20 protein-coding genes are annotated in these 25,526 nt (G+C 64.5%); 16 read left to right on the forward strand and 4 right to left on the reverse strand.

Annotation, left to right across the window (positions count from 1 at the left end):
- Positions 1-195: 195 nt before the first annotated feature.
- A complete protein-coding gene (acnA, locus tag MVC20_RS14385) occupies positions 196-2,946 on the reverse strand; it encodes an aconitate hydratase AcnA (protein ID WP_297542545.1) in 2,751 nt (916 codons plus the stop codon).
- A gap of 247 nt (positions 2,947-3,193) precedes the next feature.
- Between acnA and MVC20_RS14390 the strand changes: the two genes are divergently transcribed.
- On the forward strand, positions 3,194-3,898 hold the full coding sequence (locus MVC20_RS14390) for a DUF1223 domain-containing protein (protein WP_297542547.1): 705 nt from the start codon (positions 3,194-3,196) through the stop codon (positions 3,896-3,898).
- Positions 3,899-3,979: 81 nt separating this feature from the next.
- Here MVC20_RS14390 and moaA read toward each other — a convergent pair whose 3' ends face one another.
- The gene (gene moaA / locus MVC20_RS14395; protein WP_297542549.1) at positions 3,980-4,987 is read right to left on the reverse strand and encodes a GTP 3',8-cyclase MoaA; all 1,008 of its coding nucleotides are present in this window, start codon (positions 4,985-4,987) and stop codon (positions 3,980-3,982) included.
- An 85-nt stretch (positions 4,988-5,072) separates the two neighbouring features.
- Between moaA and MVC20_RS14400 the strand changes: the two genes are divergently transcribed.
- From MVC20_RS14400 to MVC20_RS14410, 3 genes are all read left to right on the forward strand, one after another.
- The gene (locus MVC20_RS14400) at positions 5,073-5,513 is read left to right on the forward strand and encodes a hypothetical protein (protein ID WP_297542551.1); all 441 of its coding nucleotides are present in this window, start codon (positions 5,073-5,075) and stop codon (positions 5,511-5,513) included.
- A gap of 73 nt (positions 5,514-5,586) precedes the next feature.
- Positions 5,587-6,252, forward strand: coding sequence for an HAD-IA family hydrolase (locus tag MVC20_RS14405; protein WP_297542553.1), 666 nt, complete (start codon positions 5,587-5,589; stop codon positions 6,250-6,252).
- A 90-nt stretch (positions 6,253-6,342) separates the two neighbouring features.
- Complete coding sequence (locus MVC20_RS14410) at positions 6,343-7,542, forward strand: DegT/DnrJ/EryC1/StrS family aminotransferase (RefSeq protein WP_297542555.1); 1,200 nt, start codon at positions 6,343-6,345, stop codon at positions 7,540-7,542.
- A 36-nt stretch (positions 7,543-7,578) separates the two neighbouring features.
- On the opposite strand, the gene MVC20_RS14415 is transcribed toward MVC20_RS14410, so the two are convergent.
- Together MVC20_RS14415 and MVC20_RS14420 are read right to left on the reverse strand one after the other, a co-directional pair.
- Positions 7,579-8,367: an alpha/beta hydrolase gene (locus MVC20_RS14415; protein ID WP_363320801.1), complete on the reverse strand. Its 789-nt coding sequence runs from the start codon at positions 8,365-8,367 to the stop codon at positions 7,579-7,581.
- 65 nt (positions 8,368-8,432) lie between these two features.
- On the reverse strand, positions 8,433-9,821 hold the full coding sequence (locus MVC20_RS14420) for a M20/M25/M40 family metallo-hydrolase (RefSeq protein WP_297542558.1): 1,389 nt from the start codon (positions 9,819-9,821) through the stop codon (positions 8,433-8,435).
- Positions 9,822-10,052: 231 nt separating this feature from the next.
- On the opposite strand from MVC20_RS14420, the gene hemA reads away from it, so the two are divergent.
- The 12 genes from hemA to cybH all read left to right on the forward strand — a co-directional run bounded on the left by hemA (position 10,053) and on the right by cybH (position 25,469).
- Positions 10,053-11,282 carry a 5-aminolevulinate synthase gene (gene hemA, locus MVC20_RS14425; RefSeq protein ID WP_297542770.1) on the forward strand — a complete coding sequence of 410 codons (1,230 nt, stop codon included), beginning with the start codon at positions 10,053-10,055 and terminating at the stop codon, positions 11,280-11,282.
- 115 nt (positions 11,283-11,397) lie between these two features.
- Positions 11,398-12,630, forward strand: coding sequence for a helix-turn-helix domain-containing protein (locus tag MVC20_RS14430; protein ID WP_297542560.1), 1,233 nt, complete (start codon positions 11,398-11,400; stop codon positions 12,628-12,630).
- A gap of 80 nt (positions 12,631-12,710) precedes the next feature.
- Positions 12,711-13,838 (forward strand): flavodoxin-dependent (E)-4-hydroxy-3-methylbut-2-enyl-diphosphate synthase, encoded by a 1,128-nt coding sequence (gene ispG, locus MVC20_RS14435; RefSeq protein WP_297542562.1) that lies wholly within the window; start codon positions 12,711-12,713, stop codon positions 13,836-13,838.
- A 100-nt stretch (positions 13,839-13,938) separates the two neighbouring features.
- The gene (gene eno, locus MVC20_RS14440; protein WP_297542564.1) at positions 13,939-15,213 is read left to right on the forward strand and encodes a phosphopyruvate hydratase; all 1,275 of its coding nucleotides are present in this window, start codon (positions 13,939-13,941) and stop codon (positions 15,211-15,213) included.
- 154 nt (positions 15,214-15,367) lie between these two features.
- Complete coding sequence (locus MVC20_RS14445; RefSeq protein ID WP_297542566.1) at positions 15,368-16,681, forward strand: ATP-binding protein; 1,314 nt, start codon at positions 15,368-15,370, stop codon at positions 16,679-16,681.
- Positions 16,678-17,670 carry a HupU protein gene (locus MVC20_RS14450; RefSeq protein ID WP_297542568.1) on the forward strand — a complete coding sequence of 331 codons (993 nt, stop codon included), beginning with the start codon at positions 16,678-16,680 and terminating at the stop codon, positions 17,668-17,670. The genes MVC20_RS14445 and MVC20_RS14450 overlap by 4 nt, the downstream gene beginning before the upstream one ends.
- Positions 17,667-19,097, forward strand: a complete 1,431-nt coding sequence (locus MVC20_RS14455; protein ID WP_297542570.1) for a nickel-dependent hydrogenase large subunit — start codon at positions 17,667-17,669, stop codon at positions 19,095-19,097. The genes MVC20_RS14450 and MVC20_RS14455 overlap by 4 nt, the downstream gene beginning before the upstream one ends.
- Before the next feature lie 98 nt (positions 19,098-19,195).
- The gene (gene hypF / locus MVC20_RS14460; protein WP_297542572.1) at positions 19,196-21,409 is read left to right on the forward strand and encodes a carbamoyltransferase HypF; all 2,214 of its coding nucleotides are present in this window, start codon (positions 19,196-19,198) and stop codon (positions 21,407-21,409) included.
- A 210-nt stretch (positions 21,410-21,619) separates the two neighbouring features.
- Positions 21,620-22,714 carry a hydrogenase small subunit gene (locus MVC20_RS14465; RefSeq protein ID WP_297542574.1) on the forward strand — a complete coding sequence of 365 codons (1,095 nt, stop codon included), beginning with the start codon at positions 21,620-21,622 and terminating at the stop codon, positions 22,712-22,714.
- Positions 22,715-22,717: 3 nt separating this feature from the next.
- Positions 22,718-24,508: a nickel-dependent hydrogenase large subunit gene (locus MVC20_RS14470; RefSeq protein WP_297542576.1), complete on the forward strand. Its 1,791-nt coding sequence runs from the start codon at positions 22,718-22,720 to the stop codon at positions 24,506-24,508.
- A gap of 19 nt (positions 24,509-24,527) precedes the next feature.
- Positions 24,528-24,719 (forward strand): hypothetical protein, encoded by a 192-nt coding sequence (locus MVC20_RS14475; protein ID WP_297542578.1) that lies wholly within the window; start codon positions 24,528-24,530, stop codon positions 24,717-24,719.
- A 12-nt stretch (positions 24,720-24,731) separates the two neighbouring features.
- Positions 24,732-25,469: a Ni/Fe-hydrogenase, b-type cytochrome subunit gene (gene cybH / locus MVC20_RS14480; protein WP_297542580.1), complete on the forward strand. Its 738-nt coding sequence runs from the start codon at positions 24,732-24,734 to the stop codon at positions 25,467-25,469.
- The last annotated feature ends 57 nt before the right edge of the window (positions 25,470-25,526 follow it).

Consider the following 25,526-nt stretch of genomic DNA (forward strand, 5'->3'; position numbering starts at 1 on the left):
CCTTTCTCAATCTCCTGCCCTCAAGATTGGGGCGGAACGATCACGGAAAAAGGGGAATCATCTCACGATGGCATCAGGAGCGCGGGACCGGCGGGGAATGGCCGGAAATTGGGCGGCGCAGGCGGAACCCTGCGCAGGACATGAAAAAGGCGGCCCGGATGAGGGGCCGCCCTGGTGATGAGACCGCAGGGTTTATCAGGCCGCGGATTTGGCGAGGTTGCGCAGCACGTAATGCAGCACGCCACCATGCTCGATATATTCGATCTCGATCGCGGTATCGATCCGGCATTTGAGCGTGATCGTCTTCGAGCTGCCATCGGCATAGGTGATGGTGCAGGGCACCTCGGCCAGCGGCTTGATCGTATCAAGGCCCGAAATGGCCACGGTTTCCTCGCCGGTGAGGGCCAGCGTCTTGCGCGTGTCGCCGCCGGTGAACTCGAACGGGATGACGCCCATGCCCACGAGGTTGGAACGGTGGATGCGTTCAAAGCTCTCGGCGATCACCGCCTTGACGCCCAGAAGCGCCGTGCCCTTGGCCGCCCAGTCGCGGCTCGAGCCCGCGCCATACTGTTCGCCGCCAAAGATCACCAGCGGCGTGCCCGCCTCCTGATAGGCCATGGAGGCCTCAAAGATCGAGGTCTGCGCGCCATCCGGCCCCTTGGTATAGCCGCCCTCGACCCCATCCAGCATCTCGTTGCGGATGCGGATATTGGCGAAGGTGCCGCGCATCATCACCTCGTGGTTGCCGCGCCGCGAGCCGTAGGAGTTGAACTCGCGCACGGGCACCTGACGCTCGGTCAGGTATTTGCCGGCGGGGGTGGTTTCCTTGAAGGAGCCGGCGGGCGAGATGTGGTCGGTCGTGACCATATCGCCCAGGAGCGCCAGCACGCGCGCGCCGGAAATGTTGGAGATGGTGCCCGGTTCCTTGGCCATGCCCCGGAAATAGGGCGGGTTTTGCACATAGGTCGATTGCGCGGGCCAATCATAGGTTTCGCCTTCGGAGGTCTCGACCGCCTGCCACATCTCGTCGCCCTTGAAGACATCGGCATATTTCGACTGGAACGCCTCGCGCGTCACCGTGCGCTCGACCAGTTCGGCAATCTCTTGCTGCGAGGGCCAGATGTCCTTGAGATAGACGGGGTTGCCGTCCTTGTCGGTGCCCAAGGGTTCGGTGGTGAGGTCGATGTTCATGTCGCCCGCGATGGCATAGGCCACGACGAGCGGCGGGGAGGCGAGGTAGTTGGCGCGCACGTCGGGGGAAATGCGCCCCTCGAAATTGCGGTTGCCCGAGAGCACGGAGGTGGCCATGAGATCCCCCTCGGCGATGGCTTCGGAGATTTCCTTTTGCAGCGGGCCGGAGTTGCCGATGCAGGTGGTGCAGCCATAGCCCACCAGGTTGAAGCCGACGGCATCGAGATCCTCTTGCAGCCCCGCCGCCTCGAGATAGGCGGAGACGACCTGAGAGCCCGGCGCAAGCGAGGTCTTGACCCAGGGCTTGCGGTTGAGGCCAAGTGCGCGCGCCTTGCGGGCGACGAGGCCCGCGCCGATCATCACATAGGGGTTGGAGGTGTTGGTGCAGGAGGTGATCGAGGCGATCACGACCGAACCGTCGCGGATGGTATAGTCTTCGCCCTTGACCTTGACCGACTTGCGCGGGTCGGCGGCGACGGCCGTGGCCGGGCCTTCGGCGGCCATGTCGGCAGCGGCGGGGCTGGCATCCTTGCCGCGGTATTGCGACACGACGTCAAGGAAGGCCGCGGCGGATTTGTCGAGGGTGACGTAATCCTGCGGGCGTTTCGGCCCCGAGATGGCGGGCACGATGCTGCCCATGTCGAGATGCAGCGTGTCGGTGTAGACGGGGGCGTAATCCGCGCCGCGCCAGAAGCCGTTTTCCTTGGCATAGGCCTCGACCAGCGCGACGCGCGCCTCGTCGCGCCCGGTGTTGCGCAGGTAGCGCAGGGTTTCATCGTCGATGGGGAAGAAGCCGCAGGTGGCGCCGTATTCGGGCGCCATGTTGGCGATGGTGGCGCGGTCCGCCAGCGGCAGGTGATCGAGCCCCGCGCCGTAGAATTCGACGAACTTGCCAACCACGCCCTTTTTGCGCAGCAGTTCCACGACCTTGAGCACGAGGTCGGTGCCGGTCGTGCCTTCGACCATGCGGCCGGTCAGCTCAAAGCCGACAACCTCGGGGATGAGCATGGAAATCGGTTGACCCAGCATCGCGGCCTCGGCCTCGATCCCGCCCACGCCCCAGCCAAGGACGGCCATGCCGTTGACCATGGTGGTGTGGCTGTCGGTGCCGACAAGCGTATCGGGATAGGCGACGGTCTGGCCGTGCTGGTCGGTGTCGGTCCAGACGGTCTGGGCCAGGTATTCGAGATTGACCTGGTGACAGATGCCGGTGCCCGGCGGCACCACGCGGAAATTGTTGAACGCCCCCTGGCCCCATTTCAGGAACTGGTAACGCTCCATGTTGCGTTCGTATTCGCGGTCGACGTTCATCTGGAAGGCGCGCGGATTGCCGAATTCGTCGATCATCACCGAGTGGTCGATGACGAGGTCCACGGGATTGAGCGGGTTGATCTGCTGGGCATCCCCGCCGAGGGCCACGATGCCATCGCGCATGGCGGCAAGGTCCACCACCGCCGGAACGCCGGTGAAATCCTGCATCAGCACGCGCGCCGGGCGGTACGCCAGTTCGCGATTGGCGTTGCCGCCATTCGCCGCCCAGTCGGAGAAGGCGCGGATGTCATCGAGCGAGACGGTCTTGCCATCCTCGAAGCGCAGCATGTTTTCCAGCACCACCTTGAGCGCGGCGGGCAGGCGCGAGAAATCGCCAAGTCCGGCCTCTTCGGCGGCCGTGATCGAGTAATAGGCGACGGTCTGGTCGCCGACGGTGAGGGTCTTGCGGGTCTTTGCGCTGTCTTGTCCGACGCTGATGGGCATGGGCCGTCCTTTCATGGTCGAGGCTGGATCACTTGATCCTGCTTCTGACCGATTTGAAACGCTCGATCAAGAGGGGGGAGAGAATATTTGTATACTATTGCACACAATTGATCGATGTTTCAGGAAATCACCGCCGACTCTCGAAACGTTGATTGGTTATTGTGGGACAGGCGGCCTAGATACGTAGGGGCGCGGATATGATATGTTGCGCATGTGATTTTGCACAGCGAGCGGGAAGACCAACGATATGCGACACGTTGCAGCGAGCGTATGCGCAGGGCTTTTGTCCCTCTGGGCGGTGCAGGCCGGTGCAGAGGATAGGCCTGTGGTGGTGGAATTGTTCACCTCGCAGGGCTGTGCCTCTTGTCCGCCGGCGGATGCGTATTTTCAGGACCTCGCGGCGCGGGAGGATGTGGTCGCGCTGTCGCTGCATGTGGATTACTGGGACTATATCGGCTGGGAGGACAGTTTCGGCAGTCCCGACAACAGCGCCCGGCAGCGTGGCTATGCCAAGGCGGGCGAGCGCAAGATGGTCTATACGCCGCAGATGATCATCAACGGGTCCGATCATGTGGTGGGCACCCGGTTCGAGGATGTCGAGGCGCTGATCGCGCGGCACAAGGCGGAAAAGCACAATGGAATCGCCCTGGAGGTGGAGCGCGACGAGACGCAGGTGCGGATCGTGGCGCGGTCCGAGCCTGCGCGCACGATGCCGCTGACGGTACAGTTGGTGCGTTATATCCCCGAGGAGACGGTTGCCATCGAACATGGCGAGAATGCCGGGAAAACCATCACCTATGCCAATATCGTGACGGAGATGACGCCGCTTGCGGTGTGGGACAGTCGCGAGCCGCTGACGCTGGATTTCACGCTGGCCCGCGAGGACAAGGCGATCGTGCTGCTGCAATATGTGGATTTCGGAACGATCGAGGCGGTTGCGCATCTGCGCTGAGGGCCCGCAGCGGGACAGCGCGGTGATATTGAGTATTTCGGGAACGATGAAGCCTGCGGGTTTTGGCGCGGACGGGCGGGGTTATCCGCCCGTGTGGCTCATGTGGCGCGAGACACGGCCGTCGACGGTCTGGCGCGAATAGTCGAAATCGTGCCCCTTGGGTTTGCGGCGGATGGCGGCGCGAATGGCCTCTTCCAGCATGGCGTCGCTGCCGGGATTGTTGCGCAGGGGCGCGCGCAGGTCGGCCATGTCCTCTTGGCCGAGGCACATGTAAAGCTCGCCGGTGCAGGTGAGGCGCACGCGGTTGCAGCTTTCGCAGAAATTATGCGTGAGCGGCGTGATGAAGCCGATCTTTTGGCCGGTTTCCTCAAGGCGCACATAGCGGGCGGGGCCGCCGCTGCGCTCGGTCAATTCGGTGAGGGTGAAGCGTTCGCGCAAGCGCGCGCGCAGATCGGAGAGTTTCCAGTATTGGCCCAAGCGGTCCTCGTTGCCGATGTCGCCCATCGGCATCACCTCGATGAAGGTGAGGTCCATGTCGCGCGACGCGCACCACTCGGTGAGGGTGAACAGCTCGTCCTCGTTGAAGCCCTTGAGCGCCACGGTGTTGATCTTGACGCGCAGTCCCGCGTTCTGGGCGGCGTCGATCCCCTTGAGCACCTGGGCCAAGCGGCCCCAGCGGGTGATGTCGGCGAATTTCTGATCATCGAGCGTGTCGAGCGAGATATTCACCCGGCGCACGCCAGCGGCATGGAGGTCGGCCGCGAAGCGTTCCATCTGGCTGCCGTTGGTGGTGAGGGTCAATTCCTTGAGCGCGCCCGAGTCCAAATGGCGGGTCATCGCGTCGAAGAAGGTCATGATGCCCTTGCGCACCAGCGGTTCGCCGCCGGTGATGCGCAGCTTCTGCACCCCCATGCGCACGAAGGTCGAGCAAAGCCTGTCCAGTTCCTCGAGCGTGAGCAATTCGCGCTTGGGCAGGAAGGTCATGTTCTCGGACATGCAATAGACGCAGCGGAAATCGCAGCGGTCTGTCACGGAGACACGCAGGTAGGAAATGGCGCGTTGGAACGGGTCGATGAGCGGTGCTGTCATGGCGCAAATCTAGGGGGGGCGGCGCGGCGGGGCAAGGGACAAGTTGGCCGTTGAAGGGCTGAAGCATGGGGGGTAGGGTGGACAAATGAGGCTTTTGATCGTGATCTTGGGCGTTCTGACGGTTTCGGGCTGTGCGCAGGTGGAGCGGCTGTTTGGCCCGCGCGCGGAGCCTGCGCCCGAAGTGGTGGCGCCGATGACGCCGGAAACGCTGGACGCGACGACGCCCGCCGAGCGCAAGGCGGCGCGGGTCGAGGCGGCCACGGCATCGGCGGGCGCGCTGGGCACGACCGTGGCCTCGCTTGGATCGCCGGCCGAGCCGGGGCTCTGGCTCAAGACGCCTCTGGTCGATGTGCCGGGGCGCGGGCGGGTGGATTATGCGCCGACCGGGCAGTCGGTGGCGGTAGACCTCGTTCCGCTAGAGGCCGAGCGCGGCGCGGGCAGCCAATTGTCGCTGGCGGGGTTCCGCGCCCTGGGGGCGGCGCTGACGGCGCTGCCGGAGTTGCGGGTATACCGGCTGGCCGAATAGGGCCTGTGCATTTTCCTTTGTAATTCGGGCAGGGGCGCACTATCCGCTGGCGTGAGGCGGCGAGGGAGCAGGCATGCGCACGGTGGTTTTCGATCTGGATGGAACGCTCGCGGATACGAGCGGCGATTTGCTGGCGGCGGCCAATACCTGTTTTCGCGACATGGGCGCGGGCGATCTGCTGCGGGCCGAAACCGACACCGGCGTGGCCCTTCGTGGCGGGCGCGCGATGCTGCGTTTGGGGATGGAGCGGCTGGGCCGGGCCGGGGATGAGGCCACCATCGACCGCTATTACCCGGTGTTGCTGGAGGCCTATGCGCAAGCGATTGACGTGCACACGGTGCTCTATCCCGGTGCCATGGCGGCTGTGGAGCGGCTGAGCGGCGATGGCTACCGCGTGGCGATCTGCACCAACAAGCCCGAGCGTCTGGCGCGTATCCTGTTGGAGCGGTTGGGGGTATTGGGGGCGTTTCAGGCGCTCACGGGCGCGGATACGCTGGCGGTGCGCAAGCCTGATCCCGAGCATCTGCGCGAAACGGTGCGACGGGCGGGGGGCGACCCGGCCCGCGCGCTGATGGTGGGCGATACGGTGACGGATCACGATACCGCGCGGGCGGCGGGGGTGCCGTCGGTGCTGGTTGGGTTCGGCCCCGGCGGGGCGGCGGTGGCGGCGCTGAAGCCCGAGGCCGTGATCGCGCATTACGACGAATTGCCCGGCGTGGTGCGGCGTCTTATCGGCTGAGCCGCAGGGCGGTTTCGGGTTTTCTGAAGGAAGGTGGGGCCGGGCCGCAAAGCCATTGACGCAAGGCCGGGTGCGCCCCACAACAAGGACATGACAGAGAGATTCACAGGCAATTTCACGCAACAGGAACCGATCCCTGAAGAGGGGATCGCGGCGGCGCTCGACGTGCTGCGGTCGGGCCGGTTGCATCGGTATAACCTTGTGGGCGAGGAGGCGGGCGAGGTGGCCGCGCTCGAGCGCGAATTCGCGGCCTACACCGGCGCGCGCTATGCCCTCGCCGTCACCTCGGGCGGTTATGCCATGGCCACGGCGCTGCGCGCGCTGGGGGTGGGGCCGGGGGACAGGGTGTTGACCAATGCCTTTACGCTTGCCCCTGTGCCGGGGTCGATTGCCAGCGTGGGGGCGGTGCCGGTCTTTGTGGGTGTCACCGAGGCGTTGACGATTGATCTGGAGGATCTGGCGGCCAAGGTTGGGGATGCCAAGGTGCTGATGCTGAGCCATATGCGCGGGCATCTGGTGGATATGGACGCGCTGATGGCGATTTGTGACGCGGCCGGTGTGACCGTGATCGAGGATTGCGCGCATACGATGGGGGCGGCGTGGCGCGGCATCCCGTCGGGGCGTTGGGGCAAGATCGGGTGTTATTCCACCCAGACCTACAAGCATATGAATTCCGGCGAGGGCGGGTTCCTGATCACCGACGATGACGAGGTGATGGCGCGGGCGGTGATCCTGTCGGGGTCCTACATGCTCTATGCGCGCCACGGCGTCGTGCCGCCTGCGGAGGTGTTCGAACGGGTCAAATACGACACGCCCAACGTGTCGGGGCGGATGGACCATCTGCGCGCGGCGATTCTGAGGCCGCAATTGCGCGCGCTGGACGCGAAATGCGACAAGTGGAACGCGCGGTACCGCGTGGTCGAGGAGGGCCTGCGCGGCACGCCGGGGTTGACGGTGGTGGAGCGCGCCGAGGCGGAGCGCTATGTTGGCTCGTCCATCCAGTTCCTGTTGCTGGATTGGGACGGCGGGCGGATCGCCGAGGTCTTGAAGCGCTGCCTGTCGCGCGGCGTCGAGTTGAAATGGTTTGGCGGGGCGGAGCCTGTGGGCTTTACCAGCCGCTATGACAGCTGGCGCTATGCGCCGTCCGCGCCGATGCCCAAGAGCGACCGCATCCTGCGCGGCATAGTCGATATGCGCCTGCCGCTGACCTTTAGCCTAGAGGATTGCGCCCAGATCGCGCGGATCATCCGGGCCGAGGTGGGCGCGGTGTATCAGGCGCAGGGCGCTTAGGGCGCGCGGCCCAAGGGGTGTGTCGGCCAGATGGTTTCAGCGTTTTGCGAGAAAGTCCTGCAGGGCTTGCGCGGTTTCCTGTGGGGCGGTGTCGGGAAAGAAATGGCCACCCGGTAGGGCGCGGGCGGTCATGTCGGTGCATTTCGTGGCCCATGTTGCGGGGACATCGTAGTGTTTGGCCATGGCCCCGGAGGCCCCATAGAGGATGCGGGTGGGGCAGGTGATTTGCGCCGTGGCATCGGCGCTGTCATCGGCCATGTCCAAGGTGAGTGTGGCGCGGTAGTCGTTGCACATGCCGCGGATCGTGTCGGGATCGTGCCAGGCGGCGCGGTATTGCGCCAGTTGGGCCGCGTCGAAATCCGTCAGCTGTGCGCCGCCCCAGCCGAGCAGGCAGGACGTGAAATAGCGCTCTGGATCGGCGGCGATCATCTGATCGGGAAAGGGGGCGGGCTGGGCGAGAAAGAACCAGTGATAATAGGATTTTGCCACCTGCCAGCGCAGGTCCGACAGCAGGGTATGGGTCGGAATGATATCCATCAGGCAGAGCGACGTGACGCGGGTTGGGGCATCGAGCGTCAGGCGATGGGCGACGCGCGCACCGCGGTCATGGCCAATCAGATCGAACCTGTGATGGCCAAGGCTGTCCATCAGGGAGGTCATCTGCGCGGCCATGGCGCGAAAGCTGTAGGCAGAGAGATCGTGCGGTTTGGCCGAGTCGCCATAGCCGGGCAGGTCGGGGCAGATCACGGTGTGGCTCTGCGCGAGCGCGGGCGCGATGTGCGCCCACATGGCGCGGGTCTGCGGAAAGCCGTGCAGAAGCAGCAACGGCGGGCCCTCGCCGCCGATGCTGCAGGCGAGGGGGCCGTGGCGCTGACCGGTGAAGCCGGGGATCATTGCGCCAGCGCGTCGAGCACCCGTGCCCAGCTTCGGATGCCTTTGTGAAAGCTCTGGACGTTGTATTTCTCGTTGGGCGAGTGGATGGCGTCATCCTCTTGGGCAAAGCCGATGAGCATGGCGTCAAGGCCGAGGATCTCCTTGAAAAACCCGGCGATGGGGATGGAGCCGCCCATGCCGGTAAAGACCGCCTCGCGCGCCCATTCGTCCGAGAGCGCCTGACGGGCGGCCTCGAATTCGGGACGGTTGATGTTCATCACCGCCGCGGGCGAGCCGTCGAGATCCTGATTCCAGGTGATCTTGGCATCGGGCGAGAGGCGATCCTCGACGTGTTTGCGGACCTTTTGGCGGAGTTTGTCGGGGTCCATGTCGCCGACAAGGCGGCAGGTCAGTTTGCAATGTGCCTCTGACGGAATCACCGTTTTGGTGCCTGCGCCCTGATAGCCGCCCCAGAGGCCGTTGATTTCGAGCGTCGGGCGCGCCCATTGCTGGACGAGGGCGGAGTAGCCCGCCTCGCCATGGGCGCGGGTCATGCCCACGGACGACAGGTAATCGTGTTCGTCGAAACCGCAGTTTTCCCACTGGCGCAGCAGGTCGGCGGGCACCTCGTGCACCCCTTCGTAGAAGCCTTCGACCGCGACGCGTCCGGTCTCGTCGTGGAAGGATGCGATGAGCCGCGAGATTTCGCGCAAGGGGTTGAGGGCAGGGCCGCCATAATGGCCCGAGTGCAGGTCGATGCGCGGGCCGGTTATGGTGAATTCATCCTTGAGCATGCCGCGCAGTTGCGAGGCGATGGAGGGCACGCCGGGCGCGACCATGGAGGTATCGCAGATGAGCGCGAGGTCTGCGCCGAGTTCGGCGGCGTTGTCGCGCATGAAGGGGATGAGCGAGGGCGAGCCTGATTCCTCTTCGCCCTCGAAGAAGAAGGTGATGCGGCAGGGCAGTGCGCCGGTCACGTCGCGATAGGCGCGGCAGGCCTCGACGAAGGTCATGAGTTGGCCCTTGTCATCGGAGGCCCCGCGCGCCCGGATCACTTTTCCGTGCGGGGTGTCCTGAATTTCAGGCGCGAAGGGATCCGTGTGCCAGAGCGCCAGAGGGTCGACCGGCTGCACATCGTAATGCCCATAGAACAGCAGGTGCGGCCCCGAGCCCCCCGCTGGTCCGTCGATATGACCCACGACCATGGGGCGGCCCGGGGTTGCGCGTTTTTCTGCATGCACGCCAAGGCTTTGCAGGTCTGCCACCAGCCAATCGGCGGCCGCCTCGCAATCCGCCGCATAGGCGGGATCGGTCGAAATCGAGGGGATGCGCAAGAGCCCGGTCAGACGGTCGAGGGCGGCGGGCAATTGGTCGTCGATGCGGGAAAGAACGGCGGAAAGCGACATGGCGGGCCTTTGGGTTTGAGTATTGTCGCGCGTGAGGGTATCAGGCCAATCGGTGCTGTCCAGTCACTTGACCCAGGTCAAGGAGCGGGGCAGCGTCAATTTGTAACCTGTTGCGTGAAGGGAATGTGTTTTATATGCATTCCAAATATTGAATAGGTGGTGCACCCCGCCGCGCAAGACCCGATAGGCGGTTGGCCCCGTCGCTCGGTGACGATCAGGAAGGAAACGCCAGTGGATTACGAAGCCAAGCTGGATCAGGCGATCGACCGTTTGCACAAGGAAGGTCGCTATCGCACCTTTATCGACATCGAACGGAAGAACGGAAATTTCCCTCACGCGATATGGCGCAAGCCGGATGGCGCGGAGCAGCCGATCACGGTCTGGTGTGGCAATGATTATCTGGGGATGGGCCAGCATCCGGTTGTCCTGAGCGCGATGCACGAGGCGATTGACGCCACGGGGGCCGGATCGGGCGGCACACGCAACATTTCCGGCACGACCGTTTACCACAAGCGGCTCGAGGCGGAATTGGCCGATCTGCATGGCAAGGAAGCGGCGCTGCTCTTTACTTCGGCCTATATCGCCAATGACGCGACGCTGAGCACGCTGCCCAAGCTCTTTCCCGGGTTGATCATCTATTCCGATGCGCTGAACCATGCCAGCATGATCGAGGGCGTGCGCCGCAACGGGGGCGCCAAGCGGATTTTCCGGCATAACGATGTAGAGCATCTGCGCGAGTTGATGGCGGCGGATGATCCTGCCGCGCCCAAGCTGATTGCCTTTGAAAGCGTCTATTCGATGGACGGGGATTTCGGCCCCATCGAGGCGATTTGCGATCTGGCGGACGAATTTGGCGCGCTGACCTATATCGACGAGGTCCATGCGGTGGGCATGTATGGCGCGCGCGGGGCTGGGATTTGCGAGCGGGACCGCTTGATGCATCGTCTGGATATCATCAACGGCACGCTGGCCAAGGCCTATGGCGTGATGGGCGGCTATATCGCGGCCTCGGCCAAGATGTGCGACGCGGTCCGCTCTTATGCGCCCGGTTTCATTTTCTCGACCTCGCTGGCCCCGGCACTGGCGGCGGGGGCCACGGCCTCGGTCGCGTTCCTCAAGACGGCCGAGGGGCAAAAGCTGCGCGATGCGCATCAGACCCAGGCGAAAATCCTCAAGACGCGCCTCAAGGGCATGGGCCTTCCGATGATCGACCATGGCAGCCATATCGTGCCGGTGATCGTGGGCGACCCGGTGCATACCAAGAAGCTGAGCGACATGCTGCTCGAGGGCTATGGCATCTATGTGCAGCCGATCAATTTCCCGACCGTGCCGCGCGGCACCGAGCGGCTGCGCTTTACCCCCTCGCCGGTGCATGGGCCCAAGGAGATGGATGCGCTGGTGCGCGCGATGGATGAGCTATGGAGCCATTGTGCGCTGAATCGCGCCGAATTGGCGGGCTGATCTCTCTGCGCGTGCATTATACCTTGCCTTGTGTTACCGTCTGATAAAGAAAAGTTCAGAGCTCGAATCGGGACATTCGGGCAGCTGGGCAAGACACTCGAGAGGCAGGGGGCGCATGATCGGGCGGCGATTTTCGCGGAAGGCCGAAGTTGAGGAAGTTGAAGCCAAAGGCTTTGACGCCTTCGAGTTACGCCTTGGCGATCTGATGCGCGGCGAGCGTGCGACGCTTGGCAAATCCCTTCTGGATGTCGAACGCGAGTTGCGGATCAAGGCCAATTACGTGGCCGCAATCGAGAATTGCGATCCGTCTGCCTTTGATACCCCCGGTTTCATTCCCGGGTATGTCCGGTCCTATGCGCGCTATCTGGGGATGGACCCGGATCAGGCGTTCAAGGCGTTTTGCGAGGAATCCGGATTCTCCATCGCGCATGGCATGTCGGCGGAGGCATCGTCGATCCGCAAGGCGGGCCCGGTCAAGCAGCGCAAAGCAGCGATGCAGGATCCGCTGATGTCGCCCAACACGCCGTTTCTGCCCGCCTCGGAGAGTTTCCTGTCGCGGATCGAGCCCGGAGCGATCGGATCGGCCTTTGTGCTGGTCGCGTTGATCGGGGCGATCGGCTATGGCGGATGGAGCGTGTTGCGACAGGTGCAGCAGGTGCAGCTTGCGCCGGTGGAAAATACCCCGGTGGTCCTTGCCGACCTGGATCCGCTGAGCGGGGCCACGGCGGCAGAAACGGACGCGGGCGAGGATGCCGCATCGGGCGTCTTTCAGCCGCCGCGCGACGAGCGGTTGAGCCGCCTCTATCGCCCCAAGGCGCTGGATGTGCCGGTGATGGTGGCGCGGGATGCGCCGATTTCCACGCTGGACCCGCGCGAAGTGGGCACGCTGAGCCCGGTCGCACCGGAAGCGGATCGCGACAGCGGTATCGCGCTGGCACTGCGCGAGGCGCAGGAGTTTGACGCACCGGGCCCGAACCGGCCACAGGTGGTGGCGGGAGCCATGGCCGAGGTGCAGGTGGTCGCGGTGCGCCCGGCATGGGTGCGGGTGCGCGCCGCCGATGGCAGCGTGATCTACGAGGGTATTCTGAACGCGGGCGACAGCTATGCCGTGCCCGCGACAGAGGAGCCGCCGACGCTGCGCGTTGGCGAATCGGGTGCCATCTATTTCGCGGTCAATGGTCAGCATTACGGGCCTGCGGGCACGCGCGGGGCTGTGACCTCGGGGCTGGCGCTGACGGCAGAGGAATTGACCGGGCGCTATGCCTTGGCCGATCTCGAGTCCGATCAGGACCTGATGCGTTATGTCGCCGAGGCCGAGATCGCGCCTGAGGCAGCACCGCAGCAATAAGCCACACGCGATTGCCGCGAACCCCGGCACGGTCTATCGTGCGGGGAACAGTCACCTTAAGTCGAATGGGGTCAGACGCGATGTCGCTCAATCATATCCGCCCGTGGCGCAATATCTATCGCCGCAAATCCCGTCAGATCATGGTGGGCAATGTGCCGGTCGGGGGGGACGCCCCGATTTCGGTGCAGACCATGACCAACACGCTGACCACGGATGTGGCGGGCACGGTGGCACAGGTGCAGGCGGCGGCAGAGGCGGGAGCGGATATCGTCCGGGTGTCGGTGCCGGACGAGGCAAGTGCGCGGGCGCTGAAAGAGATCGTGCGCGAAAGCCCGGTGCCAATTGTGGCCGACATTCATTTCCATTACCGGCGCGGGATCGAGGCGGCAGAGGCGGGGGCCGCCTGTCTGCGGATCAATCCGGGCAATATCGGCGATGAAAAGCGGGTGCGCGAGGTGATTGCCGCGGCGCGGGATCATGGCTGTTCGATGCGGATCGGCGTCAATGCCGGGTCACTGGAAAAGCATCTCCTGGACAAATACGGCGAGCCGTGCCCGGATGCGATGGTCGAGTCCGGGTTGGCGCATATCCGTATCCTGCAAGACAATGATTTCCACGAGTTCAAGATCAGTGTGAAAGCCTCGGATGTGTTCATGGCCGCTGCTGCCTATCAGCAATTGGCCGAGGTCACCGATGCGCCGATTCACCTGGGCATCACCGAGGCGGGCGGGCTCATGTCGGGCACGATCAAGAGCGCGATCGGTCTGGGCAATCTCTTGTGGATGGGGATTGGCGACACGATCCGGGTTTCCCTCAGCGCCGATCCGGTGGAAGAGGTCAAGGTGGGCTATGAGATCCTGAAATCTCTGGGCCTGCGGCATCGCGGGGTCAATATCATCTCTTGCCCGTCCTGCGCGCGGCAGGGCTTTGACGTGATCAAGACGGTCGAGGCGCTGGAAAAGCGGCTGGAGCATATCAAGACACCGATGAGCCTGAGCATCATCGGCTGCGTGGTGAACGGCCCCGGTGAAGCGCTGATGACCGATGTCGGCTTTACCGGCGGGGGCGCGGGGCATGGCATGGTCTATCTCGCGGGCAAGCAGAGCCACCGGTTGGACAATGACCAGATGATCGAGCACATCGTCGAACAGGTCGAGCGGCGGGCAGCCGAGATCGACGCGGAAGAGGCGGCGCGGGCGGCGGAGTAGCGCGGGCGTTGCTGCGGCTGCGTGATTTCTGCCGCGTTTGCAAAGCACGGAAAACTTGCTAAGGCAGGCGCGAGTTCATTCCAGCAGAGGATTCCCGCCCATGAGCAGCATCATCGACATTCACGCCCGCGAAATTCTGGACAGCCGGGGCAATCCGACGGTTGAGGTCGATGTCACGCTGGAGGATGGCACCATGGGCCGTGCGGCGGTGCCGTCGGGGGCGTCAACGGGTGCGCATGAGGCGGTCGAGCGGCGCGACGGCGACAAGGGGCGTTATCTGGGCAAGGGCGTGCTGGAGGCGGTGGCCGCCGTCAATGGCGAGATTGCCGAGGCGCTGGCGGGCATGGATGCGACGGAACAGGTCTCGCTCGACATGGCGATGATCGAGCTCGACGGCACGCCCAACAAGAGCCGTCTGGGAGCCAATGCGATCCTCGGCGTGAGCCTTGCCTGTGCCAAGGCGGCGGCGGATTACTCGGGTCAGCCGCTCTATCGCTATGTGGGAGGCACCTCGGCGCGGGTGTTGCCGGTGCCGATGATGAACATCATCAATGGCGGCGAGCATGCCGACAACCCCATCGACATTCAGGAATTCATGATCCTGCCGGTGGCGGCGGAGAATATCCGCGATGCCGTGCGCATGGGGTCTGAGGTGTTCCACACGCTGAAAAAGGAACTGTCGGCGGCGGGTCTGGCAACCGGCGTGGGCGACGAGGGCGGCTTTGCCCCGAACCTTTCGAGCACGCGCGACGCGCTGGATTTCATTCTCAAATCCATCGAGAAGGCGGGGTATCGCCCCGGCGAAGAGATTTACCTTGGCCTCGATTGCGCCGCGACCGAATATTACAAGGGCGGCAAGTACGAGATTTCGGGCGAAGGATTGAGCCTGAGCAGCGCTGAGAACGTCGCATATTTGCAAGCGCTGGTGGCGGATTATCCGATCATCTCGATCGAGGACGGCATGGCCGAGGACGATTGGGAGGGCTGGCGCGCGCTGACCGAGGCGCTGGGCGACAAGGTGCAGCTGGTGGGCGATGACCTCTTTGTCACCAACCCGGCGCGCCTGGCGATGGGGATCGAGCGCGGCTGCGGCAACTCCATGCTGGTCAAGGTCAACCAGATCGGCACGCTGACCGAGACGCTGCAAGCGGTCGATATGGCGCATCGCGCGCGCATGACCAATGTGATGTCGCACCGCTCGGGCGAGACCGAGGACGCCACCATCGCCGACCTGGCGGTGGCCACCAACTGTGGGCAGATCAAGACCGGCAGCCTTGCGCGGTCGGACCGGCTGGCGAAATACAACCAGTTGATCCGCATCGAGGAAATGCTGGGCGAGACCGCGATTTACGCGGGGCGTTCGATCCTCAAGTAAGCGGGCGCGCGACGGGGACGGAAAATTGAAAATTTTCCGGGGCGGAATTTTTTCAAAATTCCGGTCCCCCCTGCGCGGTGCTTTTGTTTTTCGCAGATTGGTTTTAGGCTTGGCCAAGGCGCACTGAGGCGTCTTGGCCCGGAGGCGGTCTGGCATGGGAATCGACGATCTGCGCAAGGATGTGGGCGACCAGACCTGGGTCGATGTGTTGCGCGCCATGGACCGGACCTATGCTGAACTGGTCGATTACCAGGAGCAGCTTGAGAGCCGCAATGCGGAGTTGACCAATCTGCGGCATTTCCTGTCGTCGATCATGGTGTCGATCAGCGATTACCTGGTGGTGGCTGACAAGCATGGCACGATTGCCGATGCGAGCGCGTCCTTTTGCACGCTGGTCGGAATCGAGGTGGCCGATCTGGTGGGGCGGCCCCTGCGCGATTTCGTGGCCGAGGCGGATACCGGGCGGTTGAGTGCCGCGATGGCCGAGACCGTGGCGCTGCGCCGCACCCATACGCAGAACGCCGATCTGGTGACGCCCAGCGGGCCTGAGCCTGTGGAATTCAGCATCGCGCCGCAACTGGACCGCCGCCGCAAGAGCACGGGTGTCGTGTTGACCGGGCGGCCACTCGGGGCGCTCAAGCGTGCCTATGCCGAGTTGGAGCGCAGCCATGAGGCGCTGAAACAGACCCAGGGGCAATTGGTGCGCAATGAAAAGATGGCCTCGCTAGGCCGATTGCTGGCCGGGGTGGCGCATGAGTTGAACAACCCGATCAGCTTTGTCTACGCCAATACGCACACGCTGGAGAAATACCTCTCGCAATTCGAGACCTATTTCGAGCGGGTGCAGGCGGGGGCGAGCCGCGAGGAGCTGGTGGCGTTGCGCGAGGCGCTGAAGCTGGATCGCAACCTCAAGAACCTTGCCCAGGTGGTGCAGGGCGCGCGCGACGGCGCAGAGCGGGTGCGCGACATTGTCGAGGATCTGCGGCGGCTATCGGCGGATGGCGCGGGAGAGATGACCGATTTCGACCTGTTCGAGACCGCGCGCGTTGCCGTCAACTGGATCGAACGGGGGGCGAAATCCGATCTGCGGACCAGCTATTCGGGGGAGGCGCCCTGTTTGGTGCGGGGGCGGCCGGGGCATATCCAGCAGGTGTTGATGAACCTCGTGCAAAACGCGGTGGATGCGATGGAGGGCATGGCGGACCCGGCGCTGCGGCTTGACCTGCGCTACGAGGGCGCGCGCGCGGTTCTGGAGATATGCGACAGCGGGCCGGGGATACCGGCGTCGGAGGTGCCGTCGATCTTTGATCCGTTCTTCACCACCAAGGAGGTGGGCAAGGGCACGGGCCTCGGCCTGTCGATCTCGCACAAGATTGTCGAGGAGCATGGCGGCACGCTGGAACTGGTCGAGCGGGCGGGACCGGGGGCGTGTTTCCGCCTCAGTCTGCCACGCGGGGGGACGGCATGAACATTCTCTGGCTGCAATCGGGGGGCTGCGGGGGCTGCACCATGTCGCTCTTGTGTGCCGAGGATCCCAATGTGCTGGCGCTGCTGGCGGGGGCGGGGTTGGACTTTCTCTGGCATCCGACGCTGAGCGAGGCCACGGGCGCGCCGGTGCGGACGCTGCTTGAGGAGATACGCGAAGGGCGACAGGCGCTCGACATTCTCTGTGTCGAGGGGTCGATTCTGCGCGGGCCCAATGGCACCGGGCGGTTTCACATGCTGGCGGGCACCGGGCGGTCGATGCTTGATTGGGTGCGTGATCTGGCACCGCGCGCGGGCCATGTGGTGGCGGTGGGCACCTGCGCCACCTATGGCGGTGTGACCTCTGCGGGCGAAAATCCCGCCGATGCGGTGGGGGTGCAATATGACGGGGCGCATCCGGGCGGCGCGCTGGCGGCTGATTTCCGGTCGCGTTCGGGCCTGCCGGTGATCAATGTGGCGGGCTGCCCGACTCATCCCGATTGGGTGACGGAGACGCTCTTGATGCTGGCGGCGGATGAGATGCACGAAGAGATGCTGGATGGCTACGGGCGGCCGAGGTTCTATGCCGATCATCTGGTGCATCACGCCTGTCCCAAGAACGAGTTCTACGAGTACAAGGCGAGTGCCACGCATCTGTCGGAGATGGGCTGCATGATGGAGCATCTGGGCTGCGTGGGCACGCAGGCGGTGGGCGATTGCAATATTCGCAGCTGGAACGGCGAGGGCAGTTGCACGCGGGCGGGATACCCTTGCATCAACTGCACCGCCCCGGAATTCGAGGAGCCGGGCCACGGCTTTGCCGAGACGCCGAAATTCGCGGGCATCCCGGTGGGTCTGCCCTCGGATATGCCGAAGGCGTGGTTCATGGCGCTGGCGAGCCTGTCCAAGGCCGCCACCCCGCCGCGCATCGCGCGCAATGCGGTGGCCGACCGGATCACCGTGCCCCCCAGCCTCAAGAAGCCCAAGCCATGAGTGATACACAGCTTTTGGTGGGGCCGTTCAACCGGGTTGAGGGGGATCTCGAAATCCGGCTGGATGTGGCGGAGGGCCGGGTGCGGGCGGCCTATGTCAATTCGCCGCTCTTTCGCGGGTTCGAGCGGATGCTCTTGGGCAAGGGGGCGATGGACGCGCTGACCATCACGCCGCGCATTTGCGGGATCTGTTCCATCAGCCAATCGGCGGCGGCGGCGCAGGCCCTGGCGCAGGCGGGCGGGATCGTGCCTGCCCCCGAGGGCGAGATGGTGGCGGCGCTCTTGCATGCGGTCGAGAACCAGGCCGATCACATGACGCATTTCAACCTCTTTTTCATGCCGGATTTCGCACGGGCCACCTATGGCGGGCGGCGCTGGCATGAGCGCGCGGTGGCGCGGTTCACGGCGATGCAGGGCTCGGCGTTGCATGGCGCCTTGGAGGCGCGGGCGCGGCTTTTGCATATTGTGGGGATGCTGGGCGGCAAGTGGCCGCACACATTGGCCATTCAGCCCGGCGGGGTGACGCGCGCGCCGTCGCTGCGCGACAAGCTCAGGATGCAGGCCAGTTTGCGGGCGTTTCGCACCTATCTGGAAGCGGAGATGTTCGGCGCGCCGCTGGAGGCGTTTGTCGCGCTGGAGAGTGTCGCGGCGCTGGAGGCGTGGGACACGGGCGATGTGGCGCTCTTTCTGGAGATTGCCGCCGATCTCGATCTGGCGGCGATGGGGCGGGGGGCCGGGCGGTATCTGTCCTATGGGGCCTATCCGACCGCTGGGGGGCCGGTTTTTGCGCGCGGCATCTGGGCAGAAGGGGCGCCGGGTGCCTTTGATCCTGCGTTGATCGCCGAGGACCTGAGCCACGCCTGGATGCTGGGAGAGGCGGTGCATCCGCAGGCGGGGGAGACCGTGCCCGATGAGGCGATGCGCGATCCCGGCTATAGCTGGTGCAAGGCCCCGCGGCTTGGGGGCCTGGGCTATGAGACCGGTGCCCTGGCGCGGCAGGTGGTGGATGGGCATCCCCTGGCGCGCGCGCTTGCCGGTGAAGGCGGGGTGCGGGCGCGGATCGTGGGGCGCCTTCTGGAGATTGCGCGCACGCAACGGGTGATGGAGGCGATGCTGGCGGGGATTGACCCCGCGGCGCGTTTCATGGCCGATTGGACCCCGCCGCGCGACGGGGTGGGCGCGGGGCTGGTCGAGGCGGCACGCGGGGCCTTGGGCCATTGGTGCCGGATCGAGAAGGGGCGCATTGCGTCCTGGCAGATCATCGCGCCGACCACGTGGAATTTCAGCCCGCGCGATGCGGGCGGCGTGCCGGGGCCGCTCGAGGCGGCGCTGGTCGGGGCCGAGGTGCAGCCGGGGGAGGACACACCGATTGCGGTGCAGCATATCGTGCGCAGTTTCGATCCCTGCATGGTCTGCACGGTGCATTGACCGGTGCATTGAGCGGGGAAGGTTGGGGGCGCTGCCCCCGTCCCGGACGCGGTCCGGGACTCCCCCGAGGTATTTGAGGCCAGATGAAAGGCCGGGGTATGGATGAAGGCTGGCGCATCCGGGTGCGGGGGCAGGTGCAGGGGGTGGGATTTCGCCCCTATATCTGGCAATTGGCGCGCAGCATGGGGTTGCGGGGACGGGTGCTCAACGACCCTGAGGGGGTGTTGATCGAGGCGGCGGGCGACGGTCTGGCGGCCTTCGTGGCGGCGATCCCTGCGCGTGCGCCGATTCTGGCGCGGGTTGATGCGGTGACGCATGAGGGGGCGGTGTTCGATCTGCCCGAGGAATTCGAGATTGCCGAGAGTCGCGGTGTTGGAGCCGAGACACGGGTGACACCCGATGCCGCGAGTTGCCCGGACTGCGTGGCGGAGGTGTTCGCGCCGGGGCGCAGGCAGGGCTATGCCTTCACCAATTGCACGCATTGCGGGCCGAGATTCACCATCCTGCAGGGGTTGCCCTATGACCGGGCGCGCACCACGATGGCGGCGTTTCCGATGTGTGCCGCCTGCCGGGCCGAATATGAGAACCCCGGCGACCGGCGCTTTCATGCGCAGCCTGTGGCCTGTCCTGACTGTGGCCCGCGTATCTGGCTGGAACCGGGGGGCGGCGAGGCCATCGCGGGGGCGGTGGCGGTGCTGCGGTCAGGGGGGATCGTTGCCGTCAAGGGGCTGGGCGGGTTTCATCTGGCCTGCGACGCGGGCAATGCCGGTGCGGTGGCGCTCTTGCGCGCGCGCAAGCGGCGGCCTGCGAAACCCTTTGCGCTGATGGGCACGCTGGCGATGATCGGTGCCACCTGTGCGGTGTCCGAGGTCGAGGCGGCGCTCTTGCGCGATCCGGCGGCGCCGATTGTTCTCTTGCAGAAGGTTGCAGAGCTGTTGCCGGAAGAGGTGGCGCCGGGGCAGGCGGTGCTGGGCTGGATGCTGCCCTATACGCCGTTGCATCATCTCTTGATCGCGGAATTTGGTGGGCCTCTGGTGATGACCTCTGGCAATCTGTCGGGCGAGCCGCAGGTGATTGGCAACGAAGAGGCGCGCGACAAGCTGGGGGCCTTTGCCGATGCCTTCCTGATGCATGACCGCGAGATTGCGCGACGGCTGGATGACAGCGTGGAGCGCGCCGCGCCGCCGATGGTCTTGCGCCGGGCGCGGGGGCGGGTGCCGGGCACGCTGCCCTTGCCCGAGGGGTTCGAGACCGCGCCGCAGGTGGTGGCCTATGGCGGGCAGATGAAGGCGGCCATCTGTCTCTTGAAGAACGGTCAGGCGCTTTTGGGGCATCACTTGGGCGAGTTGGACGAAGCGCTGACATGGGAGGCGTTTCTGGCGGCGGATGCGGATTATGCCGCACTCTTCGATCATGCGCCGGAAGTGGTGGCCTGTGACCCGCATCCCGGCTACCGGGCGACGCAAGCCGCCCACGGGCGCGGCCTGCCGGTGGTGGAGGTGCAGCATCATCACGCGCATATGGCTGCCTGCATGGCCGAGAATGGCTGGCCGCTGGGCGGCGGGCCGGTGGTGGGGATCGTGCTGGACGGGGCGGGGCTTGGCCCCGATGGCACGATCTGGGGCGGCGAGCTGCTCTTGGGCGATTATCTTGGGTTTGAGCGGCGCGGCTGGCTGAGCCCGGTCGCAATGCCCGGGGGCGACAGGGCAAGCCGCGAGCCCTGGCGCAATGCGCTGGCGCAGCTTGATGCGGCCGGGCTGGAGCATCTGGCCGACGAGATGTTCGGGGCGCAGCCGCTTGACCTGCTGCGGCAGGCGGTGCGTGCGGGGGTGAACGCGCCGCTGACGTCGTCGGCCGGGCGGCTTTTTGATGCCTTTGCGGCGGTTTTGGGATTTGCAGGCGCGCAGAGTTTCGAGGGCGAGGCGGCGATGGCGCTCGAGGCGCGCGCGGTCTTGGGCGATGTGGGGGCCTATCCGCTGGGGGGTGTTGAGGGCGTGATCGAGACCGCCCTGCTGTGGCAGGCCTGGGCGCAGGACCGTGCGGCGGGGGTCTCGCCGGAGGGGATGGCGGCACGGTTTCATGCCGGGCTGGCGCAGGGCTTTGCCCGCCGCGCGCGGGCGCTGGTGGAGCGGGGCGAGGCGCGTGCCGTGGCGCTGTCGGGGGGGTGTTTCCAGAATGCGCGGCTCTTGGGTTTGACGCTGGGGTCGCTGGGGGATCTGCCGGTGCTGATCCATCGCCGAACGCCGGCCAATGATGGCGGTCTGGCACTGGGGCAGGCGGTGGTTGCGGCGGCGCGGGCGGTAAGCGGCTGACCGGTTGCGGCGTGGGGGCGGTTAGTGACTGGCCGGTTGAGCGGCGCGAGCTCTGCGTCAGGGGCAGGTAAGCCCATGATTTCGTTTCAGATTATTATCCCGGTGAGAGAGTCGCCTTTTCTTGGACAGGCGCTTGGCGGCTTGGTCTGATGGCCCGTGAGGGGATGTATACGCATGCATCCCAAGGGGGACATCGAGGGAGGACCAGCCGTGAGCCAGATCGAAACCTTTTATGATGTGATGCGCAGGCAGGGGATCACCCGGCGCAGTTTCATGAAATATTGCTCTTTGACCGCCGCAGCCTTGGGGCTGAGCCCGGCCATGGTGCCGCGTATCGCACATGCGATGGAGACCAAGCCGCGCACGCCGGTCATTTGGGTGCATGGGCTGGAATGCACCTGCTGTTCGGAAAGTTTCATCCGCTCGGCGCATCCTTTGGCCAAGGATGTCGTGCTGTCGATGATCAGCCTTGATTACGACGACACGCTCATGGCGGCGGCGGGGCATGCGGCTGAGGCGGCGTTTGAAGAGACCATCGCGAAATACCGGGGCAATTACATCCTGGCGGTCGAGGGCAATCCGCCGCTCAACGAGGATGGGATGTTCTGCATCACCGGCGGCAAGCCCTTTGTCGAAAAGCTGCGCCATGCGGCCAAGGATGCCAAGGCGATCATCTCCTGGGGCGCGTGTGCGTCCTATGGCTGTGTGCAGGCGGCCAAGCCCAACCCGACGCAGGCCACGCCCGTGCACAAGGTCATCACCGACAAGCCGATCATCAAGGTGCCGGGATGCCCGCCGATTGCCGAGGTGATGACCGGGGTCATCACCTATATGCTCACCTTTGACCGTCTGCCGGAGCTGGACCGGCAGGGACGGCCGGCGATGTTTTACGGTCAGCGTATTCATGACAAGTGCTATCGTCGGCCGCATTTCGATGCGGGCCAGTTCGTCGAGGCGTGGGATGATGAGAACGCGCGCAAGGGCTATTGCCTCTACAAGATGGGGTGCAAGGGGCCGACCACCTATAACGCCTGTTCCACCGTGCGCTGGAATGAGGGCGTGAGCTTTCCCATTCAGTCGGGTCATGGCTGTATCGGCTGTTCCGAAGACGGGTTCTGGGATCAGGGCAGTTTTTACAACCGGGTGACGGATCTCACGCAGTTCGGGGTTGAGGCCAATGCCGACAAGGTGGGCATGGCTGCCGCCGGTGTGGCGGGGGCCGCTGTCGCGGTTCATGCTGCCGTCTCGGCGCTGAAAGCCGCGCAGAAGAAGACCCAGACGCAAACCAGCAAAGAGGAGGCATAAGCCATGACTGTAACCCCAAACGGCTTTGACCTCGACAATACGGGCCGCCGTATCGTGGTGGATCCGGTCACGCGGATCGAAGGGCATATGCGCTGCGAAGTGAACGTGGACGAGCAGGGCGTCATTCGCAACGCGGTCTCGACCGGCACCATGTGGCGCGGGCTGGAAGTGATCCTGAAGGGCCGCGATCCGCGCGACGCCTGGGCCTTTACCGAGCGGATTTGTGGGGTGTGCACCGGCACGCATGCGCTGACATCGGTGCGCGCGGTTGAGGATGCGCTGGGGATCACGATCCCGGACAATGCCAATTCCATCCGCAATATCATGCAGTTGAACCTGGAAATTCACGATCACGTGGTGCATTTCTATCATCTGCACGCCCTCGACTGGGTCAATCCGATCAACGCGCTGCGGGCCGATCCCAAGGCGACGAGCGAGTTGCAACAGGCCGTGAGCCCGTCGCATCCGCTGTCCTCGCCCGGCTATTTCCGCGATGTGCAGAACCGGCTCAAGAAATTCGTCGAGAGCGGGCAGCTTGGCCTTTTCAAGAACGGCTATTGGGACAATCCCGCCTATCTCTTGCCGCCCGAGGCGGATCTGATGGCGACGACGCATTACCTTGAGGCGCTCGACCTGCAAAAGGAGATCGTCAAGGTTCACACCATCTTTGGTGGCAAGAACCCGCATCCCAACTGGCTGGTGGGGGGCGTGCCGTGCCCGATCAACGTCCATTCCACGGGCGCGGTGGGCGCGATCAACATGGAGCGGCTGAACATGGTCAGTTCCATCATCGACATGTGCAACGAGTTCAACCGCAACGTCTATCTGCCCGATGTCATCGCCATTGGCGGGTTCTACAAGGGCTGGCTGCATGGCGGCGGGCTGTCGGGCAAATCGGTGCTGGCCTATGGGGATTTCCCCGAGAACCCCAATGATTTCTCGCCGTCGAACCTGCATCTGCCGCGGGGGGCCATCATCAACGGCAACCTCAACGAGGTGCATGAGGTCGATGTGCGCGATCCTGAGCAGATTCAGGAATTCGTCGATCATAGCTGGTATCGCTATGGCGAGGCGGGCAAGGGGCTGCATCCCTGGGATGGGGAAACGCAGGCCAATTACGAGCTGGGGCCCAATGCCAAGGGCACGCGCACCAATATCCTCGAGATCGACGAGGCGGCGAAATATAGCTGGATCAAGGCACCGCGCTGGCGCGGGCACGCGATGGAGGTGGGGCCGCTGGCGCGTTATGTCGTGGGCTATGCGCAGGGCCATGAGGACATTCGCAACCAGGTGGATGGTCTCTTGCGCGCGCTCGACGCACCGTTCGAGGCGATTTTCTCGACCCTCGGGCGGACGGCCGCGCGGGCGCTGGAAAGCGAATATTGCGGGCGGCTGCAAAAGCATTTCTTCGACAAGCTGGTGCAGAACATCAAGAACGGCGATGAAAGCACCGCCAATATCGCGAAATGGGATCCGAGCACATGGCCCAAGGAGGCCAAGGGCGTGGGCATGACCGAGGCACCGCGCGGTGCGCTGGGCCATTGGATCAAGATCAAGGATGGCCGCATCGAGAACTATCAATGCGTGGTGCCGACCACCTGGAACGGCAGTCCGCGCGACACGGCGGGCAATATCGGTGCCTTTGAGGCGTCGTTGATGAATACGCCGATGGAACGCCCCGACGAGCCGGTCGAGATCCTGCGCACGCTGCACAGTTTCGATCCGTGCCTCGCCTGTTCGACGCATGTGATGTCGGAAGAGGGTGCAGAGTTGACCACCGTCAAGGTCCGTTGAGCCAAGGGAGGGCAAGGCAATGAAATACGCGATCACGATCTATCTGGCTGGCACGGGGGCAGCACTTGCGCATGGGGGCCATGATCCGAGCCTGCCGCAATCGGGGCTGTCGCATTGGCTGGCGGCACCTGTGCATGCGCCGGGGCTGATCCTGTTGGTGGCGGTTCTGGGCGGGCTGGCGGTCTGGCGCGTCGCGCGCCAACGGGATTGAGGAGGTCCTGCCATGAGCACGAGCGAGAGCGGGCTGCATGACGTGGACGAGAGCGATCTCGCCACGGTCAGCCGACAGACGAGCGTCTATGTCTACGAGGTGCCGGTGCGGCTCTGGCACTGGATCAATGCGCTGGCGATCATGGTCCTCTGCGTGACGGGCTATTTCATCGGCTCGCCGCCGCCCTCGATGCAGATTGCCGAACCCACGCATCAGTTTGTCTTTGGCTATATCCGGTTCGCGCATTTCGCGGCGGGGTGGATATTGGCGATCGGCTTTCTCGGGCGGGTGTATTGGGCGATCTTCGGCAATCACCATGCGCGACAATTGTTCTATGTGCCGATCTGGCGCGGCTCCTGGTGGCGCGAGGTGTTTTTCGAGGTGCGCTGGTATCTGTTTCTGGAACGTGCCCCCAAGAAATACGTGGGCCACAACCCGCTCGCACAACTGGCGATGTTCTGTTTCATCACGCTGGGGGTGAGTTTCATGATCGTCACCGGCCTTGCGCTCTATTCCGAGGGGCTGGGCAAGGAGAGCGGGCTTTATGCGCTCTTTGGCTGGGTATTCACGCTGTTCGGCAACAACCCGCATATCGTGCATACCTATCACCATCTTGGGATGTGGTGGATCGTGATCTTCATGATCATTCATATCTACGTCGCCATCCGCGAGGATATCATGAGCCGTCAATCCATCGTTTCGACGATGATTTCGGGCACGCGCACCTTCAAGGATGATCTGCCGGACTGAAAAGCGGATCACCACTGGGGAGAGACTCAGAAAAGCGGGCTTTCGGCCCGCTTTTTT

Origin of the sequence: Roseovarius sp. (assembly GCF_027019125.1) — a bacterium.
Classification (GTDB): Bacteria; Pseudomonadota; Alphaproteobacteria; order Rhodobacterales; family Rhodobacteraceae; genus Roseovarius.

Bases quoted from the DNA above. Each gene is read 5' to 3' on its own strand.
- acnA (WP_297542545.1), bottom strand. From the start codon at position 2,946: ATGCCCATCAGCGTCGGACAAGACAGCGCAAAGACCCGCAAGACCCTC.
- MVC20_RS14390 (WP_297542547.1), top strand. From the start codon at position 3,194: ATGCGACACGTTGCAGCGAGCGTATGCGCAGGGCTTTTGTCCCTCTGG.
- moaA (WP_297542549.1), bottom strand. From the start codon at position 4,987: ATGACAGCACCGCTCATCGACCCGTTCCAACGCGCCATTTCCTACCTG.
- MVC20_RS14400 (WP_297542551.1), top strand. From the start codon at position 5,073: ATGAGGCTTTTGATCGTGATCTTGGGCGTTCTGACGGTTTCGGGCTGT.
- MVC20_RS14405 (WP_297542553.1), top strand. From the start codon at position 5,587: ATGCGCACGGTGGTTTTCGATCTGGATGGAACGCTCGCGGATACGAGC.
- MVC20_RS14410 (WP_297542555.1), top strand. From the start codon at position 6,343: ATGACAGAGAGATTCACAGGCAATTTCACGCAACAGGAACCGATCCCT.
- MVC20_RS14420 (WP_297542558.1), bottom strand. From the start codon at position 9,821: ATGTCGCTTTCCGCCGTTCTTTCCCGCATCGACGACCAATTGCCCGCC.
- MVC20_RS14430 (WP_297542560.1), top strand. From the start codon at position 11,398: ATGATCGGGCGGCGATTTTCGCGGAAGGCCGAAGTTGAGGAAGTTGAA.
- ispG (WP_297542562.1), top strand. From the start codon at position 12,711: ATGTCGCTCAATCATATCCGCCCGTGGCGCAATATCTATCGCCGCAAA.
- eno (WP_297542564.1), top strand. From the start codon at position 13,939: ATGAGCAGCATCATCGACATTCACGCCCGCGAAATTCTGGACAGCCGG.
- MVC20_RS14445 (WP_297542566.1), top strand. From the start codon at position 15,368: ATGGGAATCGACGATCTGCGCAAGGATGTGGGCGACCAGACCTGGGTC.
- MVC20_RS14450 (WP_297542568.1), top strand. From the start codon at position 16,678: ATGAACATTCTCTGGCTGCAATCGGGGGGCTGCGGGGGCTGCACCATG.
- MVC20_RS14455 (WP_297542570.1), top strand. From the start codon at position 17,667: ATGAGTGATACACAGCTTTTGGTGGGGCCGTTCAACCGGGTTGAGGGG.
- hypF (WP_297542572.1), top strand. From the start codon at position 19,196: ATGGATGAAGGCTGGCGCATCCGGGTGCGGGGGCAGGTGCAGGGGGTG.
- MVC20_RS14470 (WP_297542576.1), top strand. From the start codon at position 22,718: ATGACTGTAACCCCAAACGGCTTTGACCTCGACAATACGGGCCGCCGT.
- MVC20_RS14475 (WP_297542578.1), top strand. From the start codon at position 24,528: ATGAAATACGCGATCACGATCTATCTGGCTGGCACGGGGGCAGCACTT.
- cybH (WP_297542580.1), top strand. From the start codon at position 24,732: ATGAGCACGAGCGAGAGCGGGCTGCATGACGTGGACGAGAGCGATCTC.